Origin of the sequence: Nitrosomonas oligotropha (assembly GCF_900106555.1) — a bacterium.
GTDB lineage: Bacteria > Pseudomonadota > Gammaproteobacteria > Burkholderiales > Nitrosomonadaceae > Nitrosomonas > Nitrosomonas oligotropha_A.
This window is the reverse complement of the sequence record NZ_FNOE01000013.1, coordinates 53,225-75,537: the sequence shown is the minus strand read 5'-3', so window position 1 is coordinate 75,537 and position 22,313 is coordinate 53,225. Positions and strand designations below refer to the sequence as shown.

The following is a 22,313-nucleotide window of genomic DNA, read 5'->3' as shown; positions in this document are numbered from 1 at the left end:
AAGCCGCTTGGTATCGAAATGAACGAGCTCGCCCGGGTAAGATTTGTTATAGCGCTTCGCTTCACGTTTGAGACGTTCCTGGATGGTTTGCTCGACCTTGGCCAGACGTTTAAGGCCGTACTGCAACGTCTTGAACCGTTGGTTGGTACTATTACGCGGGACAAATTCCTGTAGCCTGGCTCGTTTCAGTACGTCATAAATCGTTGGACGGCTGACGTGGAAGTGTTCTGCCAGCTGAACTACCTTCCACAACCGGGTTTGATATAGCCGCCAGATTTCCTGACGATCCAATAATGTTAAGCGAGTACGTTTGTGTATATTCATCTACAGTATTCTCCTGAATACTGTAAACAACGCTAGGGATTCTTACACCTTATTTAAAAACAATAGATTTACCAATAGTTATCGTTGTACTCACTTGGTACGATGCGCGTCCTTTGCTTATCTGCCTGGGGTTACTGCGAGCATGAATTTAACATTGAGTTCAAATGCTGAGTAAAGTCTTCTGAAAATACATTAAAATTAGAGCGCAAACTCTTAAAGTGTAATAAGAAGTATTTTTCTGTGTCATACTCATTTCTTTGATCAGAAATATAGTCTGTCAGTTGTTTCATTAGTTTTACTCCTTATATTTTGCCGGTGTTCTATAAAATTGAGAACACCGGCTTTTTTATTTCCACTTTTACTTTATTTGATGTACTTAGAAACGAACCATAAGTAATTAGCTAATCTCAAATGCCTGTTTTAATCATGCCGCCAAGTAGTTCCGCAAATATTTTGAAAAAAATATTTAAAACAACAATAAATAAAATTAATTCCAAGATAATTTTCATTTAAAAAGAGGGTAGATTAGTTTTTCAAATTTTCGCATCTTGCTTAGACTGCGACACTGTCTAAGTAGAATTGATTACCCCTATAGGGCAAATTAGTATAACCAAGGTTCCAATCAAATTTTCAGGTTTTACACTAAACATATCGGGTATTGCGCTTTATACATCAAGATCGAAACTCAACCATCAAAATGGGTGGAATTCGCGCATTTAGTATAGTTATCTGGTTCGGATGAGTTTTGTTTTGATTTCCAGAAATAACAGGGAAATCCCTCTGTGTTCTTAAAATTGAATTCAAGTATCGAGTTAATAATGCTCATTATAGCCTTGAGGTATCATTACAAATGTACCGGATCAAGTGATACGGATGTCCTAGCAAAAAGGGAATAATTGCTTATAGTTTTAATAAAATAACAAACCTATACTGTACCTTTGAACAGTTAAAATAAACTCAAAGCTTTAGGTAGTTAAACTTGTTAGCTTTTATTGTAGAAAAGCGGTAATTCCTTCAAGTTTGATGTGCCTACCATTGATAGAGCTGTATTGCCTTGTTACCGGAGATAGAAAATGACACGAATTTTAGTAATCACACTACTGCTACTCAGTTCACACGCATCCGCTTTTTCCGTAGAGTGGATTCCATTGGGTGCAGCGGAACGCAATGGAAATCCATTGAATATCGATGGAAATCCGGTTATTGAATATAGAAATGCCGGAAAAGGCGGGATCGATTGGACTGTCACCGGTGATGGACCAACAGGCGGGCGCGGAATACGGGAATTGTGGCTGTTTGATGACTCGGCTGCAGGCATACCTGGAACCAGTCAAGCAACTACTTCATTTTCGGTAGTTAGCAACAGTGTCGGTTTCGTTATGGCTGGAGATCATAACGATGGCTTCGCGCAATTTTTTGTGGATGGTATTGATGTCGGCACCTATGATATGTACCGTGGAGGAAACAGGATTTTAGTAGTTACTGAACTGGATGCCGCTGTACATTCGTTAAAAATTGTACAACTTGGCCTGCATAATCCCGCCTCAACCAAAGGCGATGTTGCTATTTTTGGCGGCGCTGCGTTCAATATGCCCATTTCTCCGGTCCCAGAACCGCGAGTCTATGCCATGCTGTTGTCTGGGTTGATTTTTCTGGGTTTCATCGCGCGACGCAGAAAGCAAGCCATTGCATTGCACGCATTGTAATAGCGATGGCATCAAATACTCACGCTCCCTGTGGCATGACATGTGGTCATGCCATCACAATCCCTCAGTAAATCTTCTTTTTTATCTTATGGTTAGTGGATTAACAGCAGTACAGTGCTCGCCAATCCAACGCCCCTGCGTTTCTGCCGTTGCATGCATCGGAGTCCCGCCCACGGTACTGTCGAATTCGGTATTTCCTGAGAAACTTTCAGGACTGGTGAAAGTACCTTGCGCTACGCCATCTCCCTGAAAATATTGGTTTGAGCAAACGAGCTCCAACTGATAATTGTTACCCTTGCGCGTTGCATTCTGTACCGCGCAACCGGAACGATTTTCGTAAAAATATACGGGAATTTCTTGTTTGGCCATTTCCGGGGTGATGCAGATTTTTGCTGCAGCTGCCCCGTTTTCTATTTTTGGCAATTTAAAGCCATAGCGGTTGGCCAGATCATGCAATTGCTGCATCTGTTCTGAAGGAATATGAGGTACTAATGCCAACAGATCGGAGCGAGTGGTGATTTCCCATAATCCTGGGCGGATGTGCTGGTGAGCCATGCTGGAAGTAACTATCGTCAGGGTAAACAAGATTGAAATAATAATTTGATGCATGGATCCTTCACATTTCCTTTTCAAAGCCATTTTATGGTCTGCGAATTTCAAGTTTTAGTAAGTTTAGCTGACTATAGGAAAATATAGGAAAAATCACTGGAAATTTTTATTGATGCTACGTTTATATATTTGATTTAAAGATTAATCATTTGAATGGATCGTAATATTGATAGCGTTATCCGCGCCGGATCGATTCATTAAACTATGTCAGTTATAACATTCATTTGTTACTAAATATCCGTTTGCGCAATGCGGGGTGCTGAAACGCGATACCTCGAATCTTGCATCAATGACAATTTCAGAGATTGGATTTGTCTTGTCAACCTGGATTACCTCGATACTGCCGGTAAATCGCTGAACAAGTCATCCAAAATTCTCTAGTTAGGTTAACTCTCTGATTATGTGTGACACCGCACAGAAGGTATCTGATACTGCCGATAAAATTTAAGGGTCTTAGAAAGCTAATTGATATTTGACCGGATAAATCTGATATTATGTTTTAAAATTAAACTATAGATAATTGATATATCAGAATAATAAAAATATACGAGATTAGAAAAATTTATGGGTGTGTAATAAATTTACTACAATTATTCTAATTGTTACGATAAGTTGTAGTGTAAGAAAAAATGAATATAACTCGCTTATTTCTAATAAATAAATGCGCTTTTTTCTTATGTATCGCCAGAATGGTGGGTAACTATTTGAGAAATAGCGGGTGAATTGGGCGCTATTCTGCTCCATTATTCAAAGTAGTGAACATTACTATTCCAATCGGCTAGTACTCAGAGTCAGTTCAAACAATCATTAGAAAATAGAGTTGTCATGTTGACTAAGATTAACGATTGACTTTGATGATCGGCCTAATTGCAAGTCAATACATCTACTCAAAGGGGAATAATAATGAGCAATAATCTTCCAAAACTTAAACGCATTACAATCTTATTCACTGGAATTTTGGCAGCTTCAATTCCGGCGGTTGCGAGTGCGGAATGGTCGATCGTAGGTCTGGGCACTCTTGGCGGAACATACAGTGTTGCCCAAGCGATCAACGATTCCGGGCAAGTGGTGGGCAATGGTAATGGAGTGGATCGTGCTTTCATAACCGGAGCAAATGGGATAGGAATGAGCTATTTGGATACCCTTGGCGGAAGCAGAAGCTATGCTTCGGACATCAATAATGCCGGGCAGGTAGTTGGTTATTCCTCGACAGGCTCGGGCGACCTGCACGCTTTCATTACCGGGCCGAACGGCGTGGGAATGTCTGATTTGGGTACCTTGGGTGGAGATTACAGCATTGCTTATGGCGTTAACAAATGGGGGCAAGTAGTCGGGGTTTCTTCCACTGCGGGAAATGCAGCGTATCACGCTTTTATCACGGGCCCAAACGGCGTGGGAATGACCGATCTAGGAACTTTGAGCGGGGATTATAGCGCGGCCTTTAGCATCAACGATTCAGGGCAAGTAACGGGCGTTGCTTCCATTTCGGATACAACCATACAGCACGCTTTTATAACCGGCGAAAACGGCACAGGAATGATCGATTTGACCACTCTTGGCGGAACGACAGATAGTATCGGGCGGGCTATTAATAATTCAGGACAGGTCGTCGGATTTTCCGGATTTTATAATGACTTTGACGGATATCAGTTTGTGCAAGCATTCATCACTGGCGCAGGAGGCACTGGTATGGCCGGTCTAGGTACGCCGATTGACAGCCGCGCGGATGCTATCAATGATATTGGGCAAGTCGTGGGGGGAATAAACAGTTATTGCGACAATTGTATTCGCAGTGCCTTCCTCTATAGCGAAGGTACTATAACCGATCTTTCCTTGCTGGCACCGGTCGTTGAAGCCGGATGGAGCGAGCTTTCGGCTGTCGGCATCAACAATCACGGCCAGATCATCGGCTGGGGACATTTGGAAGGCGCTCCCGGCGGCGGCTCCCGGGCATTCCTGCTTTCTCCCATCGTTGCAGTACCAGAACCTGCAACTTACGCCATGCTGTTAGTCGGCTTGGGATTGATGGGTTTCGTGCTGCGCCGCGGCCAACAAGTCGTTTGACCAGTTGGCAAATGATGCATCAAGGCTATTTACGGCTGCGCCTTGATGGATGAATGGTTAAAGCAATCAGAAGCGGTTGAGCGTGGTAGGCAGCGGAACTCCACTGTGTTCACTTTGCTGTAAATTTACCATGGCAGTGAAAGGGTAAGATGCTGAATAATGATTTCAGTGTACTTACCCTGCCAGTTCAGCGGATCATTGGGAAATACTGTTATCGCAATGCCTTGCGGATTGTTTCCGCTAATTCCTCAGCGACAAATTTGGCGATATAAGCATCAGCACCGACCGATTTGACGTGTTTTTCATTGGTTTCACCCGTTAATGAAGAATGAATCACGACCGGGATTGATTTGAATCGTTGATCACTCTTGATGTTACGAGTTAGTGTGAAGCCATCCATTTCCGGCATTTCCAAATCGGTCAGGACCAGCGCAACCTTGTCCTGAATCGTCTTGCCTTCGGTTGCGGCAGCCTCCGACATGGATTGAATGCGATTCCAGGCTTCCAGTCCGGTTTTGGTCATGACATAAGGAATATTAAGCGCTTTGAGTTCATTCTCAACCATGCTGCGTGCCAGTGGCGAATCGTCGGCAGCCAGAATGACTTGTCCATCGGGTAATTTGATCTCGGGGCCGATTTTATCGAGTGATATTTCCGCAATCTGCGAAGGGAGCACATCACGCAGTATCTGTTCAACATCCAATACTTGCGCCAGCCGGGAGTTTTCTGTGTTACCGTCGATACGAGCGATGCTGGTGACCGATTTGCCGCCTTTGCCTTCTGCAGCAATCACTTGATTCCACTCCAGACGCACAATTTCATTGACTTCTTCGACGGCGAATGCCTGGGTCGAGCGTGCATACTCAGTGACCAGCATGATCGGAAGTCCTTTTTTCGGCGTACAGCCGACCACTTTAGGTAAGTTGATCACGGTAATCACTTGACCCCGAATATTGGCTACGCCCATCACTTCAGGAGGTGCGTTGGCGATTTCGGTGATGGTGGGCATGACCAGAATTTCACGAATTTTGAATACATTGATACCGAATAATTCCCGCTGGCCGTTGTTGGAAGCTTCGCCCAGTCTAAACAGCAACAGTTCGAACTTATTACTGGTAGTCAAATTAGTGCGTTCGTCAATTTCGTGCAATGCTGTGTTCATAAAATACGCTCCGCAAGTATCGAATGTGTTAAATCCGGACTATCCATCTATCCGGTAGAGAATTTGAATCAATAGGGGCAGTGTATCGTATCGATTATTAATGGAAAAACGATAGCAACGCTATAAAATGCCCGCTTCTTTGCGTTTTCAAAAGGTGTATGAATTTCTGCAAAATGAACATGGATCCGTTTTACTGTAAGGCTGACAGCGATACTACAGGTCAATGAAGCATGTCATTTCGCGGCTGAACTTTATTTCACGGGGATTATCTGAATTAATGCCGATTCTCCTTGTTTTTTCATGATTTAATAGAACGTAGACCCAATGAGGCTGGGCGGTAATTTTGCCGGAATCGGCTGTCACTACACCTATATTCAAATCAATTAATGCCGTACATAGCACGCTGTAGTAACTGATCGTTATCCGGAGAGAAGAATGGATGTATATACGAGCATTCCCAAAGAATCAAAGCACTCGGCGTTAATCAAGGAAGTCCGGATACTTTTTCTGAATCTTTATTGCGGTATTCAATTACTGGCTTTCCGCCGCCATGCGATCGATCGGATAACCGTCTCTTACGATCAGTTTATTCTGCTGCTGGGTTTTTATACCCTTACGGCACTGGTTGTTTCATACGCAGCTACACCCAATCCTGTTTTCGATCTATCCGGTCTGGGTTATCTGGGCGTTAAGCTACTGATTGCACTGGTAGTAGGGTATGTTTTTGCGAAGTTAACCGGAGACCAAAGCGATTTACTCAGGATTCTGGTCATTACCTATTGTGTTCTGCCAGCGCTTTATTTGATTTCCTTCGCCCTTTTAGCCTATCTGCCGGTGACGGTTCTGGTCGCCGGTTATGTCGCTTTTATCGCATGGGCCTTAGCGGTTTGTTTTTATATCGCGCTGCAATTACTGGAATGGAACAAAGCCAAGGCGGCATTGATTGCCGCGCTTTGGCTGGGTGCTTCGTATCCATTGGTCAATTTATCATTCAGCTTTTGGTACGAAGGGTATGACGAAGATAATGAATTGGCCGCGTATTCCACTGGCGCGCTGCATGAAGTCAATCAGGAACATGTTTATTACAGCCAATACCGGCTTCTGAACAACGCGCTGGATCCGATAAAACCCGGTATTACAGGCGTCAATGATCTTTTCTTTATAGGATTTGGTTCTGACTCTTCTCAGGATGTCTTCATGAAGGAAATTGAACATGTGCAGCGTGTCATGGACGAACGCCTGGGCACATCGGGACGCTCTGTTGCATTGATTAATAACCTCAAAACACTGGATACAACACCGCTGGCATCTTCGACGAATCTGAGAATTGCATTAAAGCATATCGGCAGCAAAATGAATCCTGACGAAGATGTGGCGCTGCTCTATTTGACCAGCCACGGATCGATGGATCATGAGCTTGCGGTGCAAATGTGGCCGCTTGATCTGAATAATATCCGCCCGGAAGATATCAGAGCCTATTTGGATGATGCCGATATCCGCTGGCGTATTATCTTGATTTCGGCGTGTTACTCCGGTGGTTTTATCAAGGCACTGCAAAACGAATACAGTCTGATTTTTACCGCAGCCGCACCGGATAAGGCTTCATTTGGCTGTTCAAACGAAAATGAATATACTTATTTTGGTGAGGCGCTGTTTAAAAATCTGGAAGACAAGCCTTACCAGTTCGTTGAACACTTTATTCAGGCGATGGAAAGAATCCGGCAACGTGAGCGCTACGAAAACCTTACGCCATCCGAACCGCAATTATTCATCGGTAATTTGATGAAAGAAAAATTGAAATTGCTGGAGCGGGATATTGTGAGTAGCGCCGCTCCTTAATGGCAGTTTTATGCTTAAAACTTGTATCCACGATGGAGCGCCACGATACCTGCGGTCAAATTGAAATACTCCACGCGTTCAAAACCGGCCTGTTCCATCAGTTCTTTTAATTCCGGCTGGGAAGGGTGCATACGGATCGATTCTGCTAAATACCGGTAACTTTCCGCATCGTCGGCAATTACTTTTCCCATGGCCGGAAGTAACTTGAACGAGTAGGTATCATAGGCGGGTTGCAGTGGTTTCCAGACTTTGGAAAATTCCAGCACAATAACCGTTCCGCCCGGCTTAATGACCCGGAGCATCTCTTTGAGTGCGACATCCTTGTGCGTCATATTTCTAAGACCGAATGCAACGCTCACGCAGTTAAAATAATTGTCGGGAAAGGGGAGTTTTTCAGCATCGCATTGCGCTACGGGGGTGGGCGTGCCTTCATCGATCATGCGATCACGGCCGATGGAAAGCATGGAATTGTTGATGTCGGTCAGCCAAACTTCACCGGACTTGCCGACTTTTTGCAAAAAGAGCGCGCTTAAATCTCCGGTACCGCCCGCGATATCTAAAACCTTATCACCTTTTTTAACGCCGCTGACTTCAATGGTAAAGCGCTTCCACACGCGGTGCAGGCCTGCCGACATTAAATCGTTCATCAGGTTATAGCGTTCCGCTACGGAATGAAATACTTCCGCGACTTTGCCGGCTTTTTCTTCTTCTGCAACAGTATTAAAGCCAAAATGAGTAGTTTTTGTCATGACGGGAATTGAATTTTAGAGAGTGATGGCTGAATGATGACTGGTAAAAATTTACTTGCAGGAATGCTGCGCAGTACTCGCCCGGCTTGCGGGTTCACGGCTGGCGCCTGCTTCGTCCATGCGTTGCAGATACCGCTGCCACATTTTATCCTGATTAAGACCGAAGTTATAGAGCAAGTCCCATGAATAAAGCCCAGTATTATGGCCGTCAGTAAAATTAAGCTGTATGGCATAATTACCAACCGGCTCGATTTTGACGATACTGACCATTTTCTTACCGGTTTGCAGCACTTCCTGCCCGGGACCATGTCCGCTGACTTCGGCAGAGGGCGAATAAACGCGCAAAAATTCACAGGGAAATTGGAAAGTTTTACCATCGGAGAAAGTGATATCCAGAATTCTGGATTTTTGGTGTAACTTAATTTCAGTCGGATAAGGAGTGTCTTTGGTTAAACCGGCCATGTCGTATTCACTGCATTGGGATTAAAAGCTGATGGGGTGCATTGTAGCAAACTGTACGGAAAAAATTGATCGATACAGGAATTTATATGACGGCAACAATATTGATTGTGGAAGACGAAGCTGCGATACAGGAGTTGATCACTTATAATCTGCAGCAAGCCGGTTACGAGACAGTTTGCGCGGATAATGCCGAGAAAGCCATGGCGCTGATCACGGCGGCTTTGCCGGATCTGATTCTGCTGGATTGGATGCTGCCTGGAATGAGTGGCGTTGAATTTGCCCGGGTGCTGCGGCGTAACGAACGCACACGTTTGATTCCGATCATCATGCTCACCGCGCGCACGCAGGAAACGGATAAAGTCGCCGGTTTGGAAATGGGCGCGGATGATTACATCACCAAGCCGTTCTCGCCGCGTGAGCTGGTTGCGCGTATCAATGCCGTGCTGCGCAGATTGATTCCGGAGGCATCCGACGAGGCGGTTGAAATCGATGGTTTGCGGCTTGAACCGGTGAATCACCGCGTGACAGCCGGAAACCAGGAAATTGAATTGGGGCCGACAGAATATCGTTTACTGCATTTTATGATGACGCATACCGAACGGGTTTATTCACGCAATCAATTGCTTGACCGGGTTTGGGGCGATCATGTATTTGTTGAAGAGCGGACCGTCGACGTGCATATTCGCCGGTTACGCAAAGCGTTACAATCGGCGGGTAAGGATGAATGGATACAAACTGTCCGCGGCGCGGGTTACCGGTTCTCTGCCACAGCCGTGCAGTCAGTCAAAGATTCCGGTTCTGACATTTAAGCCTTGATCACGAAGCCGATTGATTAAAGAAAAAATGCAAAGTTATGATTGTCTATCCAATGCGGCAGCAAATTCTCAAAATGATTTCAGCCGGAATTTTCTTCACCTAATGACTTTTCTCAGGATTTATTAAGTGTCCGATATCTGGCAGCGTTCCTCCAACATTCTTTTCGTCATCTTCATTACCGCGTTGCTGTGGATGATGTTTGGAGCCGCGAATGCTTTGTTTTTCTTCGGCGTGGTTATGTTATGGATGGTGTTTCATCATATCCGTCACATCGTTGCATTGGAGCGCTGGCTGCAACTCTCGGATCATACGCCGGGCAGTATTCCGGCGGGTTCCGGTGCCTGGGATGATGTCTTTGCCCATTTGGCGCGTTATGTGCGCCAGCATAGCAAAAGCCAGGAGTTACTCAGTTTGGCGCTGGAGCGCATGCAAAGTGTCACGTCCGCGATGCCTGACGGCATTGTGATTCTGGATGAACATGACCGGATTGAGTGGTGTAATCCAATCGCCGAACAGCATTTGGGAATTAATCTGTCGCTGGATGCAGGGCAGCAGATTACCTATCTGGTTAGACAAATCCCGTTTGTGACGTATCTTGCCGCGGGTCAGTTCAGCAATCCTTTGATTCTGAAACAAACGCGCCAACACGGTATTATCGTTTCACTCCAATTGGTGCCGTATGGTTATAACCAGAAACTGCTGATCAGCCGCGATATCACGCGTTTTGAAAAAATAGAAACGATGCGGCGCGACTTTATTGCCAACGTGTCTCATGAGTTGCGCACGCCGCTCACCGTCATTGGCGGGTTTCTTGAAACCTTATCAGCCGATGAGCAGGTCAATACCGGTTTCAATAAGCGTGCCCTGGCCTTAATGACGGAACAAACATTTCGCATGCAGCGGCTGATTGAAGACTTACTGATTTTGTCACGCCTGGAAAATGAACAAAATAAAGTGAGCGAAAAGACCGTGGATGTCGTGAATTTGCTGCATGCTGTTCTACAAGACGCGGAATCGCTCAGCGCGGGCCGCCACCAAATCAAATTGAATGTTGCCGCACAAGATCAATTATTGGGCAGCGAGGAAGAATTGCGCAGCGCATTTGGCAACCTGATCAGCAATGCCATTCGCTACACCCCGGATCGGGGTGAAATTACGATCAACTGGGAGAAACGCAACGGGCAGGGGGTATTCTGGGTGCAAGATAGCGGCATCGGCATCGAACCGGAACACATTCCCCGTTTAACGGAACGCTTTTATCGCGTTGATAGCAGCCGCTCGCGCGAAACCGGCGGCACCGGACTGGGACTCGCGATTGTTAAACATGTATTGAACCGGCACGAGGCACGCCTCGAAATTACCAGTCAAGTCGGCAAAGGCAGCCGGTTCACGATCTGGTTTCCCACCAAACGGCTGGTATCGGCGGGTGCGTGATGCTTGTGGACGGTCTGCGTTGGCTTTTTTTGCGTGACCTTCGTATTAAGCTTTCCCGATTGATTCAACGGAAGAATGCTGTAGCGATGCTTATTTATCCGGTTCCGTGTTTTTGTCTTTTTCCTTGCTGTCGGGAATAACTGCGTCGGCAACAGCACCAGCCGCTTTAACCGTGACTTTGACTGCCGTCGCAGCAGCCGTGACGGCAGCATCGGCAACCGCCACGACAGCACATCCTGTCAAATGAAACAGGAATAGAGCTGCAATGAGTAATCGTAAAGTGGAAAACATATGTATGTGATTATGGCAGTTATTAAGCTATAACGGCTGTTTTTTGGTCTGCTTGTTAACATCATAGATAGAAACCCAACGGTTGGCGGTTTCGTTGGTGTTGGTGTCTAACCTGCGGGCTTTGAATGAATATGCCATGGTTCGTCACAGATCAAGGATCGCGATGGTTTTATTGCATTCCGGACACCTCATTCAACGCAGTCTTTGGGACATGCAACTACCACAGGTATTAGGAACACCATAACGAAATGCTCCGGCACATTGTTGCGAAAGACCAATTTGTTGTTCCAATTGCGCAATACAGTCTGAGAATTTCGGTGAATCATATTTGAAACCCAGTTTGTAGCAATAGTTGACCATGCTTCGCCGTTGTTCCTCGAAAGACACACAACCCGACATGATGACAACAACACCAACCATAACACTCAATTTCCAGACCGGACATTTGATGTTCATGACGACACCTCGCTTCGTAGACTGATGCGAGAACTATGCCTCAATCCAGATGAACACATCGTGAACCTGCGGGAAAAGATGTAATGGTCAATAATCCCGGATACGATTTAAAGTTGTTGCATGAGAAACCTTGAAGAAGTGTTCAGTGGAAAAGCAACGGAGTCTTGTTTTCCGGACGGGAGTTTAGCCCGTAGGTGATGGGTTGGATCAAATGAAACCCAACGGTTGGCGGTTTCGCCGATGCTGAGTTATTGTTGAGGTTCGTACCTCACTCCAACCTAACAGCAAAGCTCAAACATGCAACGCAGTAGAGTCAACTGGAATTATTTGTTCGATATCGATTGTGTTTCCGATGGCGGCAAGAAGCAAAAAGCTAACAAAGAAAGCGATAGCAAAAATCACCCGTAGCGGGCCAATCCGCTCATGCGTAACAGTGAATCCACTATCTCTGTCCCAACGGGTTATGCCGTTCTTTGTCAATTTGTTATACGACACTAAAAGCGTGATGAAGCTGACGAGTGGAAATCCAATACCAAAACCGAGCCACCAAACCTTAAAGCTTCTTGAGAAAGCAGTTGAATAATCCGCTGTCTCTCCTGAAAGTGGAATAAGGCGGATTTTGAAAAGCCACTTGCCGGGCGTTGTACCTGTTGTAGAAAGGAATAACGATTCGATGAACACCCAAGCAAAAAATACGGCAAGCCCGAACAATTGATCAAATTGATCACTAGTCTGCTCGCTGAACGCGTCTGGATAGAGGATGCTGATGGCTATGCCACTGACGATGGAGATCAAGTAGAGGTCGAACATACGCGCCCAGTATCGAACCCACGGGCGAATTTGGGCAACAGAAGCGGCAGCCTGTATTGGCATGGGCGAGGTAGTGGATAAAACTACATTGGGTTCTTGCAGCGTTTTCTGATCCGTGGCTTCCAGAGGCGCTCCGCAATGTCCGCAGAATTTCGCATCATCTATTATTTCCTTGCCACATTGCGTACAAAACATCGAATTTTCCCTTTGCTCCAATGCTATGATTAAAATCGCCCGTTCAAAATGTCGCAATATAATACGTCATAAATGAAATCTAAAATATGACGGTTTATGGCGCTTTCTTTTACTGCCAACTAATTGACCCATTCAGCTTTGTCATCATGCCAAATTTATTTCGTTCTCCAAGTTTGGGAACGTAACACCATTGATGTATAGCCAATCTGATTTTTTCCAAGACCCGCAAAACGATCTGTCTCGGCGCCCTAATATTCAGTCATATAAAACCGCTGCCCTTAGTTCCAAATTGCACACCGGGATTCAGGCCGACACCGGCTTGGTGGATGAAGAAGCTCAATAGTTGGTGATTTTGCTGATGTTGGGGTTCGTTCCTCACTCCAACCTACGAGCTCATGAGAATGCCAGTGATAGTCTTGAACGGGCCATATATTCGTCGAGGCTACCAAGAGAATCGAATATCTGTGCGATTCGGTAGTCGAACGGCAGTACTTCTGTAATCTTTCCATCGATTCCGCGTTGTCGCGGAAGCGGCAACATAGCTCGACCACCATCCACGGAAACCAAAATGTTTCTAGCGACATGGGTGGAACCATAGTAAGTGTCGCACCAATAGCCAGTGGCATGGCGATCTGGATGTCGATTCGCCCAGTCTTCTTGGAAGTCGTCGCACTGTTTTCCTTCATCCAGATAGTTCATGACCAATCTCAAATTGACATCTCGCTTGTTGACTGCGATTGACGATATCTCAGTTGATACCTTTTCCCATTCCTCTTGAGGGTCGCAGTCTTGAATTATATGCTCGATGTAGCTTAACGATGGCGCGCCAGTAAGTTTCGGTGGAGTCGACGACATTTGCGGCGTCGCTTCTAGTACAAGCCGAATTGCGGTGTAGAGTTGGTCAGTCAAAGTCTTCTTTATATCGGAGACCTTTGTTTTGTCTTCTGCTTCTGATTCCAATAGGCAGTATTGAATTGGCCAGCGTTTGTGGGACAGGTCGAACGGCAAATCACTCGGTTGCCCAAATGCCGTGTTCATCACGGAAATGACTTTTGAGTCGTTGATTGCGCTAAATGCATAGCCAAGCTCAACTAGTACGTTTGGGTTTGGTGATTTCTTTCCTGTGGATGCTTGTGACAAAAGTGTTAAGTCCGCGACAAAGACACCGGTTTCGCGAATCTTGCTAAATATGGTGTTGGCGATGTCTGGCGTACCAGGAATGTCCGCTGTATCGTGATCGAGACGAATGGCCTCATCCATATCCGCATCTCGATTTAGCCTCTTAAGGGCTTGAGTGAGACAGTCTCGGATCAAGTATCTATTGACCTTTGCGGGAGAGTCGCTTTGCCAAGAGTAAAAAACGGAGCGAGCCATGGGAGTTGGGTATCTAACTAGAATTAGACGTTCGAAATGACGCAATCAATTACGTCATTAATGAAATCGAATACGGTGATGTCCATTGTATTTCCTTCTTTATGAATATATTTGCCAAATTTAACTGCCTAGTTATCATCATGCCAAACTTGTTTAGTTTCGCAAGCTCGCTACTGAGCACATTATCCGTACCTAGCTCGTTTGATCCTTTCCAACACCCCCAAAACCGTCTGTCTCGGTGCCCCAATATTCAACCGCATAAACCCGCTGCCTTCCTGGCCGAATTGCACGCCCGGATTCAGGCCGACGCCGGCTTCGTGAATAAAAAAGTATTTCAGTTGCGCGTCGGTCATGTGCCATTCGCGGCAGTCGAGCCAGAGCAGGTAGGTGCCTTCGGCTGGGATCACGCGCATGTCCGGCAAATGTTCCGAGACGAAGTGTTCGATGCTGGTACGGGTGTCTTGCAGATAATCCAGCAATGCGGTGAGCCAGGCTTCGCCATCACGGTAGGCAGCTTCGAAAGCGGCGACGCTGAACGGGTTGGAAGCGCTGACGTGGAATTGGCTGAAGATTTGCGTGACAGTGTTGCGCACGGTTTTATCGGGGATGATCAGCGCGGATAAATTCAGGCCGGGGATGTTGAAGGTTTTGCTCGGCGCGACGGCGGTGATCAGGTTGTTGTTGTTATTGGCGATGGCGGCCAGCACGTGATGCCGGTGGCCGGGGTAGATCAGATCATGGTGGATTTCGTCGGAAAACACGATCAGGTTGTGGCGGGTGGCGATTTGCTGTAGTTGCTGCAATTCTTGCGGCGACCACACGCGTCCGACCGGGTTGTGCGGCGAGCACAGCAACAGCAGCTTGGCTTCCTTGGCGCACCGTTCCAGGTGATCGAAGTCGATGGTGTAACGGCCATTTTCTATGCGCAGCGGGTTTTGGATCAGCTTGCGGCCGGTTTGCGTGACGGCGGAGAAGAACGGGAAATACACCGGCGGTTGGACGATGACGGCTTCGCCGGGTTGCGTGAACGCCATCACGGCGGCGTTGATCGACGGCACCACGCCGGGGCACATCACGATCCAGTCGCGTTGTGCCGTCCAGCCGTGCCGCCGTTGCAGCCAGCTGATCAGCGCGTCATACAGGCTATCGGGAAATACGGTGTAACCGTAGATCGGGTGTTGTGCGCGCTCGGTTAGCGCTTGCGTAACCGCAGGCGGGGCGGCGAAATCCATGTCCGCCACCCACGCCGGGATGACATCGGCTTTACCGAACATGGCTTGCCGTCCATCGTATTTGACACTGTGCGTTCCTTCGCGATTGATTTCCCGGTCGAAATCGAACGCATCGCTCAAGAAATTTTCTCCCAAATGGTGACTTCCGCCAGCGTGTGCTGGAATTTGCGTTTGGTTTCGCGGATCACGAACGGCACGGCTTGCGGGCCTTGAACCAGGCGGAAATGCGGGCTGAGCATTTCTTTCAGACCGTCGAGCGTGGTGAAATTCTCACCGTCGCGCTTGAACCCGCCGATCCACGCTTCTTTCTTGGTATGTTCGGTGAGCCAGGTATACGGCGACGTGATCATCAGCAAACCGCCGCTGTTAATGCGCGTATGGATGCCAGTGAGTAACTTGGCCGGATCGTACAAACGGTCGATCAGGTTGGCGGCCAGAATCAGGTCGTAACCGGTAAAAATGGATTTCAGATTACAGGCATCGCCTTGGAAAAATTCCACTTTGTGTTTGACGTGATTCAAACCCAGGCCGGTCAGCGTGCGTTCCTTGTACGACACCAGCTCGCCTTCGTCGGTCAGCGTATAGCGCAAAATACCTTGCTGTGCGAGTTGTACGCCTTGGCCGATGAAACGCGCGGAAAAGTCGATACCGGTGACGTGATCGAACACGGTGGCCAGCTCGAAAGTCGAGCGGCCGGAGGCACAGCCCAAGTCGAGCGCGGTATGTTTAGGCCGATTGCCCATCGCGGCGATGGCGATTTCCGCCAGTGCCTTGGAGAAATTGGGTACGTCAAAATACGTATCGCCGTAATGAAACTCTGCGTATTCCGACAGCATTTTATCGGTTTCGTAGTTGGAACTCGGCAGCGTGGCCGGTGCATCCGACACGACATAGCGGAAACCGGCGTGTTGGAAGAAATGGCGGCGGAAGGCGTAGCGCGAACTGCGGATCGATTCGTTGCCACAGGCAATCCACGAACCGCCTTTGATCAAATTATGCTGATTATCGAACGTCGGCGTGGTGAAGTCGTCGTACAGCGGATGCACGTCGAATCCCTCGAACGGGTAGGTCGGTGTTTCGGTCCATTGCCAGACGTTACCGGTGATGTCGAAAAACTCGCCTTGCGCGAATTCGGTGACCGGACAGCTCGATGCATAGTAATCCAGATGCAGATTGCCGCTGGCTTTTGCGTCCGGCGGTACTTCGGATAATTGCGCGGTATCGTACAGCCGATACCATTCGTCCTCGGTCGGCAGCCGTACCGGTTGCTTGGTCGTTTCGGCCTTCCAGTTACAGAACGCTTTGGCTTCGTGATAATTGACTTCAACCGGCCAATCCCACGGCATCGGTACTTCTTCGGTCATCAAGCGCAGATACCAGTCGCTACCTTTTTTGACCCAAAACGTCGGATGCTCGGCTTGTGTGAACTGCCGCCACGAACGGCCTTCTTCCGGCCAGTAACTGCCGGTGCGATAACCGCCAGCCTCGACAAACGCCAGGAATTCCTGATTGCTGACCAAGTATTTGCTGGCTTGAAAAGCGGCGATTTCGGCGCTGTGCAAGCCGTATTCGTTATCCCAGCCGTAGTGCTGATGATTGGTTCTGGTTTTATGCAGCGTAACCGTTCCGGCGGCAACATTAATTAAAGCATTCTGCGGCGCTGCGCCGGATGTGCGGCAGGGTTGCCAATCCGGGTGCGGTTGCACGAAATGCAGCGCGTGCTGGCGGATCAGTACCGACGATGTTTCCAGGTGGATGCGTTCATGCTCAATCCCCATCACAATCGGCCACCACGAGCTTTCCCAAGTGATCGGCAATGCCAGCGGCATCGTTGCAATCAGCTTGTCGACCATGGCGCGCATGGTTTTGCGGTACGCGCGCACTTCGTCGACGGTCGGCCAATCGTAGTGCGTGCTGTCGAGATCGTCCCAGCTCATTTCGTCGACACCGACGGCAAAAATGGATTCCAGCCGGGGATTGATGCGTTCGGCGATCAATCCGGCAAGAATCAACTTGTTGACGAAAAATGTGGCGGTATGGCCGAGATAAAAGATCAGCGGGTGACGCAGTGAGATCGGTTTTTTATAGTAGGCTTCGTCACTGCGCAGCGTTTCAAAAAGCTGCTCATAACGATCCAGTGTAGCATGAAAATAAGCGCGGATTTCCGCGCGTTTTGCGGTGATATCGTCACCATCCAGCAGAGGTGTTCTTTGGAATAAGGTTTGTTGCATAGGATAATGTTTAGTAGTTTACTCAGTTATTAACCGGTATTATAACGCCTCGCGATTTTCAAGCCATACTTTAACCGGGACAAATGTCATTAAGCATTGATATTACGTGCAAAAGATTACAAGAAATTTAAAAAAATGACTTGTTTTAAGGACTGAATGGCAAACAATCTTTCATTTTGGGTGGTTAATCGTTCATGGACGGGGCGTGTGTGGTGTTCACCACGCGCTGCGTATCGTTCTTTTCCTCAATGGATTGAGTCCGCTGGGACGGTGCAGAACTGTACCCGGTAGAGTGAATTTACAGTGTAACAGCCGACAAATATTCCGGGATAGTGGCCGTCCAATTGAGTTTTTGCTGAATGGCAGCGGCTAAGGCGGTGGAGTTGCTGAGTTCGCCGTGTACCACAAAAATCTTTTCCGGCGCTTTTTCGAAGTGGCCCAGCCAATTAAGCAGACCGGCCTGATCGGCGTGTGCCGAGAGTCCGCCGATGGTGTAAATGGCCGCTTTGACGTGAATATCCTGGCCAAAAATTTTAACGAGTTTTGCGCCGTCGACAAGCCGTCTGCCCAATGTTCTTTCCGCTTGGAATCCGGTGATCAGGATGCTGCATTCGGCGCGGTTAAGGTTGTATTTCAGGTGATGCTTGATACGGCCAGCGTCGCACATGCCGCTGGCGGAAATAATGATGACGCCGTGCTTCATATGATTGAGCTGCATCGATTCTTCGATATCCTGCACAAAATGGATGCGCGGTTTTTGTACATTCTGATTCATCCAATGCAGTGCATCGGAAGCTTCCGGGTCGAGCAATGCCAGATGCTTCAACGTGATTTCCGTCGCTGCCCGTGCCATCGGCGAATCCACATAAATGGCCATTTCACCCAATTTGCCCTGGCGGTACAAGTCAATCAGCAAAAACAACAAATCCTGCGTGCGTCCGACGGTAAAAGCCGGAATGATGACGTTGCCGCCCTTATGCACGAGTGTATTGTTAATGGCATAAACAAGCTCGTCGAGGGTATCCGGCATGCTGCGATGCAGGCGGTTGCCATAAGTGGATTCTATCAGCAGGATGTCAGTCTGGCGGATGAAAGCCGGATCGCGCACAATCGGATGACCGGGTTTCCCCAGATCACCGGAGAACACAATTTTCTTGTTGCCAGCCTGTTTTTTGACCCACAATTCGATGATAGCGGAACCGAGAATATGACCAGCTTCACGAAAGCAACAGCGTATCGACGGATGCGGATTAAGCTCAGCGTTGTAATCGACGCGCTGCAATTGCTTTAACAACGCTTCCGCCTGCGTGACGGTATACAGCGGTGCCAGCTCTTGAGCGGATTGACCGCGGCGGCGCGACTGATTGCGCCATTCGATTTCCTTTTCCTGAATGTAAGCGCTATCCTTCAACATCACCTGCAATAAATCCGCCGTTGCCGCGGTGCAATAAACCGGGCCGCGAAAACCCCACGCGCTCAGCCGCGGCAATAAACCGGAATGATCGATATGCGCATGCGTCAGCAAAACAAAATCGATGGTTTTGGGATCGTATTTAAAAGCCGTGCGGTTTTTCTTGTCGGCTTCGCGCCCGCCCTGAAACATGCCGCAATCGACCAGAAAGCGGACAGATCCGGTTTCGATCAGATAACTGGAGCCGGTTACTTCACCTGCTGCACCCAAAAAAGTCAGTTTCATCGCATTCACTCGCTGTTATAAAGTTAGAGCGTATTCAGCACGTGCAACGTGCCGTCGACCAGTAAATCCATTTCCTGCTCGCTAATAATATAGGGCGGCATGAAATAAATGGTTTTCCCCAAGGGGCGTAACACCAATTGTTGCTTCAATCCGGCTTCAAAGCATTGTGCGGCAAAATCGGGATCATCGGTTTCGACCTCGAACGCCCAGATCATGCCGCAATTGCGGAAATTCCGGACTTTGGGATGTGCCGCTAACGGGGCTGCGATGCGATTCAGATAGGCAGTCTTGCGTGTGTTTGTTGTAATAACCTGGTCTTGCTCAATCATATCCAAAGCAGCTAAAGCGGCGCGGCAGGCCAACGCGTTGCCGGTGTGCGAATGCGAATGCAAAAAAGCGCGTGCGGTTTTGTCGTCGTAAAAAGCCTGAAAAACCTTATCGGTTGTCATCACCACGGAGAGCGGCAGGTAGCCGCCGCTCAGACCTTTCGATAAGCATAGAAAATCCGGGGCGATATTTGCCTGGTTACAAGCAAATAGGGTTCCGGTGCGGCCAAAACCGACCGCGATTTCATCGGCGATCAAATGCACTTGATAGCGGTCGCAAATTTCCCGGGCGCGTTGCAAATAAACGGGATGGTACATACCCATTCCCGCCGCGCCTTGCACCAGCGGTTCAAGAATCAAGGCAGCCGTTTGTGCATGGTGTTCCGCTAGATAATGTTCCAATGCCGCAGCGGCACGGAGCGCGTAAGCTTCTGCCGGTTCGCCCGCTTCCGCGTAGCGCCAATCCGGTGTGGGGACATGGGTGCATGGTCTGAGCAGTGGCGCATACGTTTCACGAAAAATGGCTACATCGGTGACGGATAACGCACCAAGCGTTTCGCCGTGATAATCGTTTTGCAAGCTGATAAAACCGTTTTTTTGCGGTTGCCCAGACAAAAGCCAATAGTGAAAGCTCATTTTTAAGGCGATCTCAATCGCCGATGCGCCGTCGCTGGCATAAAAACAATGTCCGAGAGAACCGGGGGCAATGCGTTTGAGCCGCTCCGATAGCATGACAACCGGTTCATGGGTAAAGCCTGCCAGCATGACATGCTCGATCTTTTCCAATTGATCGCGGATCGCGGCATTGATGACCGGATTGGCATGGCCGAACAAATTAACCCACCAGGAACTGATCGCATCCAAATAGCGATTACCGTCGGCATCGTATAACCACGCGCCTTTCCCGCGTACGACCGGAACGAGCGGATAGGTTTCGTGTTGTTTCATTTGCGTGCAGGGGTGCCATACGGCGGCAAGGCTTCTGTGTTGCAGTTGCGATGCCGGTGAAGAGGGTGTGTGATCGGAATTTGTCATGTTTTTATGAGTATGGAAGTCAGCTAAAAATGCATGCAGCCGCATATCATCTGCTGGTGTTACCGGTCATTGTAGACTATGAAGTGTAGTTTTTCAGTGCTTTTGACCTGACATGGGATCCTTGGTACATTCAAACCTTCAAACAATTTTACTTATTCTGCCTGCATGTACTCCAGTATTGATTCCGGTTTAACCGATTTGTTGCCCGATAATGATCCGCAACGTGTTTTGTTGCACAACGAGGTGCATGCCCGCCCCAGTCAGCGTATCCGCTTGCCTGCATTGGTAGTGTATGTGGTAGTCATTAACGAAGGCATCACGCGCGAACAAGAGTGCGAGCATTTGCGCCGTCTTCCCGGTCAGCAAACACTGATGCTCGAACAGTTGCAAAGTAATTTTCTGCGTTTGCGCTTACAAGGCTTTACCGTGCGCTGGGAGCGTCACAGCGAATTTACACGCTATTCCGTGGTGCAAAATTTGCCCGAAATTGCACAATTGGGGGCGACCGATCCGGAATTACTTTCCTATGTGACGTTGCCGCGAGATTGGCTGGCTGAGATACCTGGCCGCACGTTTGCTGCGGTCAAACTGGCGATGGTCTGTGGCGATCTGAACCAACCCGAAGAATTGCTGTTGCAGGCTCGCAAATGGTTGGGGGGAAATCCGGTGGTGGCTTCATTGATCGGTAGAGAACGGCATTCTCTGGCGGTTACGGATTTCATGTTGCGTCCTAGCGGCTTTGAACGCATACTGGTGATTATGCCAGCGGGGTCTTCCGAAACACGTGCGGGGCGGGTTTCGCAGCGTTTGCTCGAAATCGAAACTTACCGCTTGATGGCGTTGCGTGGTTTGCCGGTTGCCAAACGACTGTTTCCTGAATTGACCAGCGCGGAACAGCAGTTGGCGGATATCACGGCGCGGCTGGAAAATAAAGCGGCGTCCGATCAGGAATTGCTCGATACGCTGATTGCGTTAGCCGCACGGATTGAACGTGCGACAGTTCAACACGCGTATCGCTTCGCCGCGACACAAGCGTATAACAAGCTGGTTACGCAACGCATCGCCGAACTTAGGGAGCAAGCGATACCAGGCACGCAGACGATTGGCGAATTCATGCAACGGCGGTTGTCTCCGGCGATTGCGACGGTTGAAGCAACTGTGCAGCGTATGAGCTATCTTTCCGCGCGCGTTTCACGCGCCAGTGCTTTGTTGCGTACCCGTGTCGATATTTTGACTGAAGCGCAGAATCAGCAATTGCTGGAAAAACTGACACGCGGTCAAGAGCTCCAGCTGCGGTTGCAAAGTACTGTAGAAGGTTTGTCGATTGCGGCGATTTCGTATTATGTGGTCAGTTTACTGCTGTATCTGGCTAAAGCCGGCAAGGCGGCGGGTTTGCCGATTCACCCTGAATTGGCTGCCGGAGTGATGATTCCGGTTGTACTCTGGGCGGTATGGCGGGCTACACGGCGCATTCACGATAAGTTTTTTAAGCTGCACTAGAA

At 48.3% G+C, this 22,313-nt stretch carries 18 protein-coding genes; 6 read left to right on the top strand and 12 right to left on the bottom strand.

What is annotated here, in order from left to right; all coding sequences use genetic code 11:
• Positions 1-324: helix-turn-helix domain-containing protein (locus tag BLU57_RS08795; protein ID WP_176776402.1), on the bottom strand; the 324-nt coding region annotated here is incomplete at its 3' end.
• Positions 325-1,397: 1,073 nt separating this feature from the next.
• Between BLU57_RS08795 and BLU57_RS08790 the strand changes: the two genes are divergently transcribed.
• Entirely contained in the window at positions 1,398-2,030 is a 633-nt protein-coding gene (locus tag BLU57_RS08790) for a PEP-CTERM sorting domain-containing protein (RefSeq protein WP_090319357.1), read from the top strand.
• An 81-nt stretch (positions 2,031-2,111) separates the two neighbouring features.
• Here the strand turns inward: BLU57_RS08790 and BLU57_RS08785 are convergent, their stop codons facing one another.
• A complete protein-coding gene (locus BLU57_RS08785; protein WP_090319355.1) occupies positions 2,112-2,639 on the bottom strand; it encodes a DUF3617 domain-containing protein in 528 nt (175 codons plus the stop codon).
• 903 nt (positions 2,640-3,542) lie between these two features.
• On the opposite strand from BLU57_RS08785, the gene BLU57_RS08780 reads away from it, so the two are divergent.
• Complete coding sequence (locus BLU57_RS08780) at positions 3,543-4,703, top strand: PEP-CTERM sorting domain-containing protein (RefSeq protein ID WP_090319352.1); 1,161 nt, start codon at positions 3,543-3,545, stop codon at positions 4,701-4,703.
• A 211-nt stretch (positions 4,704-4,914) separates the two neighbouring features.
• On the opposite strand, the gene BLU57_RS08775 is transcribed toward BLU57_RS08780, so the two are convergent.
• Complete coding sequence (locus BLU57_RS08775) at positions 4,915-5,865, bottom strand: chemotaxis protein (RefSeq protein WP_090319349.1); 951 nt, start codon at positions 5,863-5,865, stop codon at positions 4,915-4,917.
• A 435-nt stretch (positions 5,866-6,300) separates the two neighbouring features.
• On the opposite strand from BLU57_RS08775, the gene BLU57_RS08770 reads away from it, so the two are divergent.
• A complete protein-coding gene (locus BLU57_RS08770; RefSeq protein WP_090319345.1) occupies positions 6,301-7,704 on the top strand; it encodes a C13 family peptidase in 1,404 nt (467 codons plus the stop codon).
• Positions 7,705-7,718: 14 nt separating this feature from the next.
• Here the strand turns inward: BLU57_RS08770 and ubiE are convergent, their stop codons facing one another.
• The gene (ubiE, locus tag BLU57_RS08765) at positions 7,719-8,453 is read right to left on the bottom strand and encodes a bifunctional demethylmenaquinone methyltransferase/2-methoxy-6-polyprenyl-1,4-benzoquinol methylase UbiE (protein ID WP_090319342.1); all 735 of its coding nucleotides are present in this window, start codon (positions 8,451-8,453) and stop codon (positions 7,719-7,721) included.
• Between the two features lie 51 nt (positions 8,454-8,504).
• On the bottom strand, positions 8,505-8,915 hold the full coding sequence (locus tag BLU57_RS08760) for a gamma-butyrobetaine hydroxylase family protein (RefSeq protein WP_090319339.1): 411 nt from the start codon (positions 8,913-8,915) through the stop codon (positions 8,505-8,507).
• Positions 8,916-9,001: 86 nt separating this feature from the next.
• Between BLU57_RS08760 and phoB the strand changes: the two genes are divergently transcribed.
• Together phoB and phoR are read left to right on the top strand one after the other, a co-directional pair.
• A complete protein-coding gene (gene phoB, locus BLU57_RS08755; RefSeq protein WP_090319336.1) occupies positions 9,002-9,724 on the top strand; it encodes a phosphate regulon transcriptional regulator PhoB in 723 nt (240 codons plus the stop codon).
• Positions 9,725-9,857: 133 nt separating this feature from the next.
• Entirely contained in the window at positions 9,858-11,165 is a 1,308-nt protein-coding gene (phoR, locus tag BLU57_RS08750; protein ID WP_090319333.1) for a phosphate regulon sensor histidine kinase PhoR, read from the top strand.
• Positions 11,166-11,255: 90 nt separating this feature from the next.
• Here phoR and BLU57_RS08745 read toward each other — a convergent pair whose 3' ends face one another.
• The 7 genes from BLU57_RS08745 to bioA form a co-directional block, all read right to left on the bottom strand.
• On the bottom strand, positions 11,256-11,456 hold the full coding sequence (locus tag BLU57_RS08745; RefSeq protein ID WP_090319331.1) for an NF038104 family lipoprotein: 201 nt from the start codon (positions 11,454-11,456) through the stop codon (positions 11,256-11,258).
• Between the two features lie 747 nt (positions 11,457-12,203).
• A complete protein-coding gene (locus BLU57_RS08740) occupies positions 12,204-12,917 on the bottom strand; it encodes an RDD family protein (protein ID WP_090319372.1) in 714 nt (237 codons plus the stop codon).
• 393 nt (positions 12,918-13,310) lie between these two features.
• Positions 13,311-14,177, bottom strand: coding sequence for a hypothetical protein (locus tag BLU57_RS08735; RefSeq protein WP_090319328.1), 867 nt, complete (start codon positions 14,175-14,177; stop codon positions 13,311-13,313).
• Positions 14,178-14,473: 296 nt separating this feature from the next.
• Positions 14,474-15,643 carry a MalY/PatB family protein gene (locus tag BLU57_RS08730; RefSeq protein WP_090319325.1) on the bottom strand — a complete coding sequence of 390 codons (1,170 nt, stop codon included), beginning with the start codon at positions 15,641-15,643 and terminating at the stop codon, positions 14,474-14,476.
• Positions 15,640-17,754, bottom strand: coding sequence for a 5-histidylcysteine sulfoxide synthase (ovoA, locus tag BLU57_RS08725; RefSeq protein ID WP_090319322.1), 2,115 nt, complete (start codon positions 17,752-17,754; stop codon positions 15,640-15,642). The genes BLU57_RS08730 and ovoA overlap by 4 nt, the downstream gene beginning before the upstream one ends.
• 298 nt (positions 17,755-18,052) lie before the next feature.
• Complete coding sequence (locus BLU57_RS08720; protein WP_090319319.1) at positions 18,053-19,450, bottom strand: MBL fold metallo-hydrolase RNA specificity domain-containing protein; 1,398 nt, start codon at positions 19,448-19,450, stop codon at positions 18,053-18,055.
• A gap of 23 nt (positions 19,451-19,473) precedes the next feature.
• A complete protein-coding gene (bioA, locus tag BLU57_RS08715; RefSeq protein ID WP_090319369.1) occupies positions 19,474-20,811 on the bottom strand; it encodes an adenosylmethionine--8-amino-7-oxononanoate transaminase in 1,338 nt (445 codons plus the stop codon).
• A 165-nt stretch (positions 20,812-20,976) separates the two neighbouring features.
• On the opposite strand from bioA, the gene BLU57_RS08710 reads away from it, so the two are divergent.
• A complete protein-coding gene (locus BLU57_RS08710) occupies positions 20,977-22,311 on the top strand; it encodes a DUF3422 family protein (RefSeq protein WP_090319317.1) in 1,335 nt (444 codons plus the stop codon).
• The last annotated feature ends 2 nt before the right edge of the window (positions 22,312-22,313 follow it).

What these genes read in the sequence shown, in the direction of transcription:
- BLU57_RS08775 (WP_090319349.1), bottom strand. Translation starts at nt 5,865, where the DNA reads ATGAACACAGCATTGCACGAAATTGACGAACGCACTAATTTGACTACC.
- BLU57_RS08745 (WP_090319331.1), bottom strand. Translation starts at nt 11,456, where the DNA reads ATGTTTTCCACTTTACGATTACTCATTGCAGCTCTATTCCTGTTTCAT.
- BLU57_RS08740 (WP_090319372.1), bottom strand. Translation starts at nt 12,917, where the DNA reads ATGTTTTGTACGCAATGTGGCAAGGAAATAATAGATGATGCGAAATTC.
- ubiE (WP_090319342.1), bottom strand. Translation starts at nt 8,453, where the DNA reads ATGACAAAAACTACTCATTTTGGCTTTAATACTGTTGCAGAAGAAGAA.
- BLU57_RS08760 (WP_090319339.1), bottom strand. Translation starts at nt 8,915, where the DNA reads ATGGCCGGTTTAACCAAAGACACTCCTTATCCGACTGAAATTAAGTTA.
- bioA (WP_090319369.1), bottom strand. Translation starts at nt 20,811, where the DNA reads ATGACAAATTCCGATCACACACCCTCTTCACCGGCATCGCAACTGCAA.
- BLU57_RS08790 (WP_090319357.1), top strand. Translation starts at nt 1,398, where the DNA reads ATGACACGAATTTTAGTAATCACACTACTGCTACTCAGTTCACACGCA.
- BLU57_RS08770 (WP_090319345.1), top strand. Translation starts at nt 6,301, where the DNA reads ATGGATGTATATACGAGCATTCCCAAAGAATCAAAGCACTCGGCGTTA.
- BLU57_RS08720 (WP_090319319.1), bottom strand. Translation starts at nt 19,450, where the DNA reads ATGAAACTGACTTTTTTGGGTGCAGCAGGTGAAGTAACCGGCTCCAGT.
- BLU57_RS08785 (WP_090319355.1), bottom strand. Translation starts at nt 2,639, where the DNA reads ATGCATCAAATTATTATTTCAATCTTGTTTACCCTGACGATAGTTACT.
- BLU57_RS08780 (WP_090319352.1), top strand. Translation starts at nt 3,543, where the DNA reads ATGAGCAATAATCTTCCAAAACTTAAACGCATTACAATCTTATTCACT.
- BLU57_RS08710 (WP_090319317.1), top strand. Translation starts at nt 20,977, where the DNA reads ATGTACTCCAGTATTGATTCCGGTTTAACCGATTTGTTGCCCGATAAT.
- ovoA (WP_090319322.1), bottom strand. Translation starts at nt 17,754, where the DNA reads ATGCAACAAACCTTATTCCAAAGAACACCTCTGCTGGATGGTGACGAT.
- BLU57_RS08735 (WP_090319328.1), bottom strand. Translation starts at nt 14,177, where the DNA reads ATGGATGAGGCCATTCGTCTCGATCACGATACAGCGGACATTCCTGGT.
- phoB (WP_090319336.1), top strand. Translation starts at nt 9,002, where the DNA reads ATGACGGCAACAATATTGATTGTGGAAGACGAAGCTGCGATACAGGAG.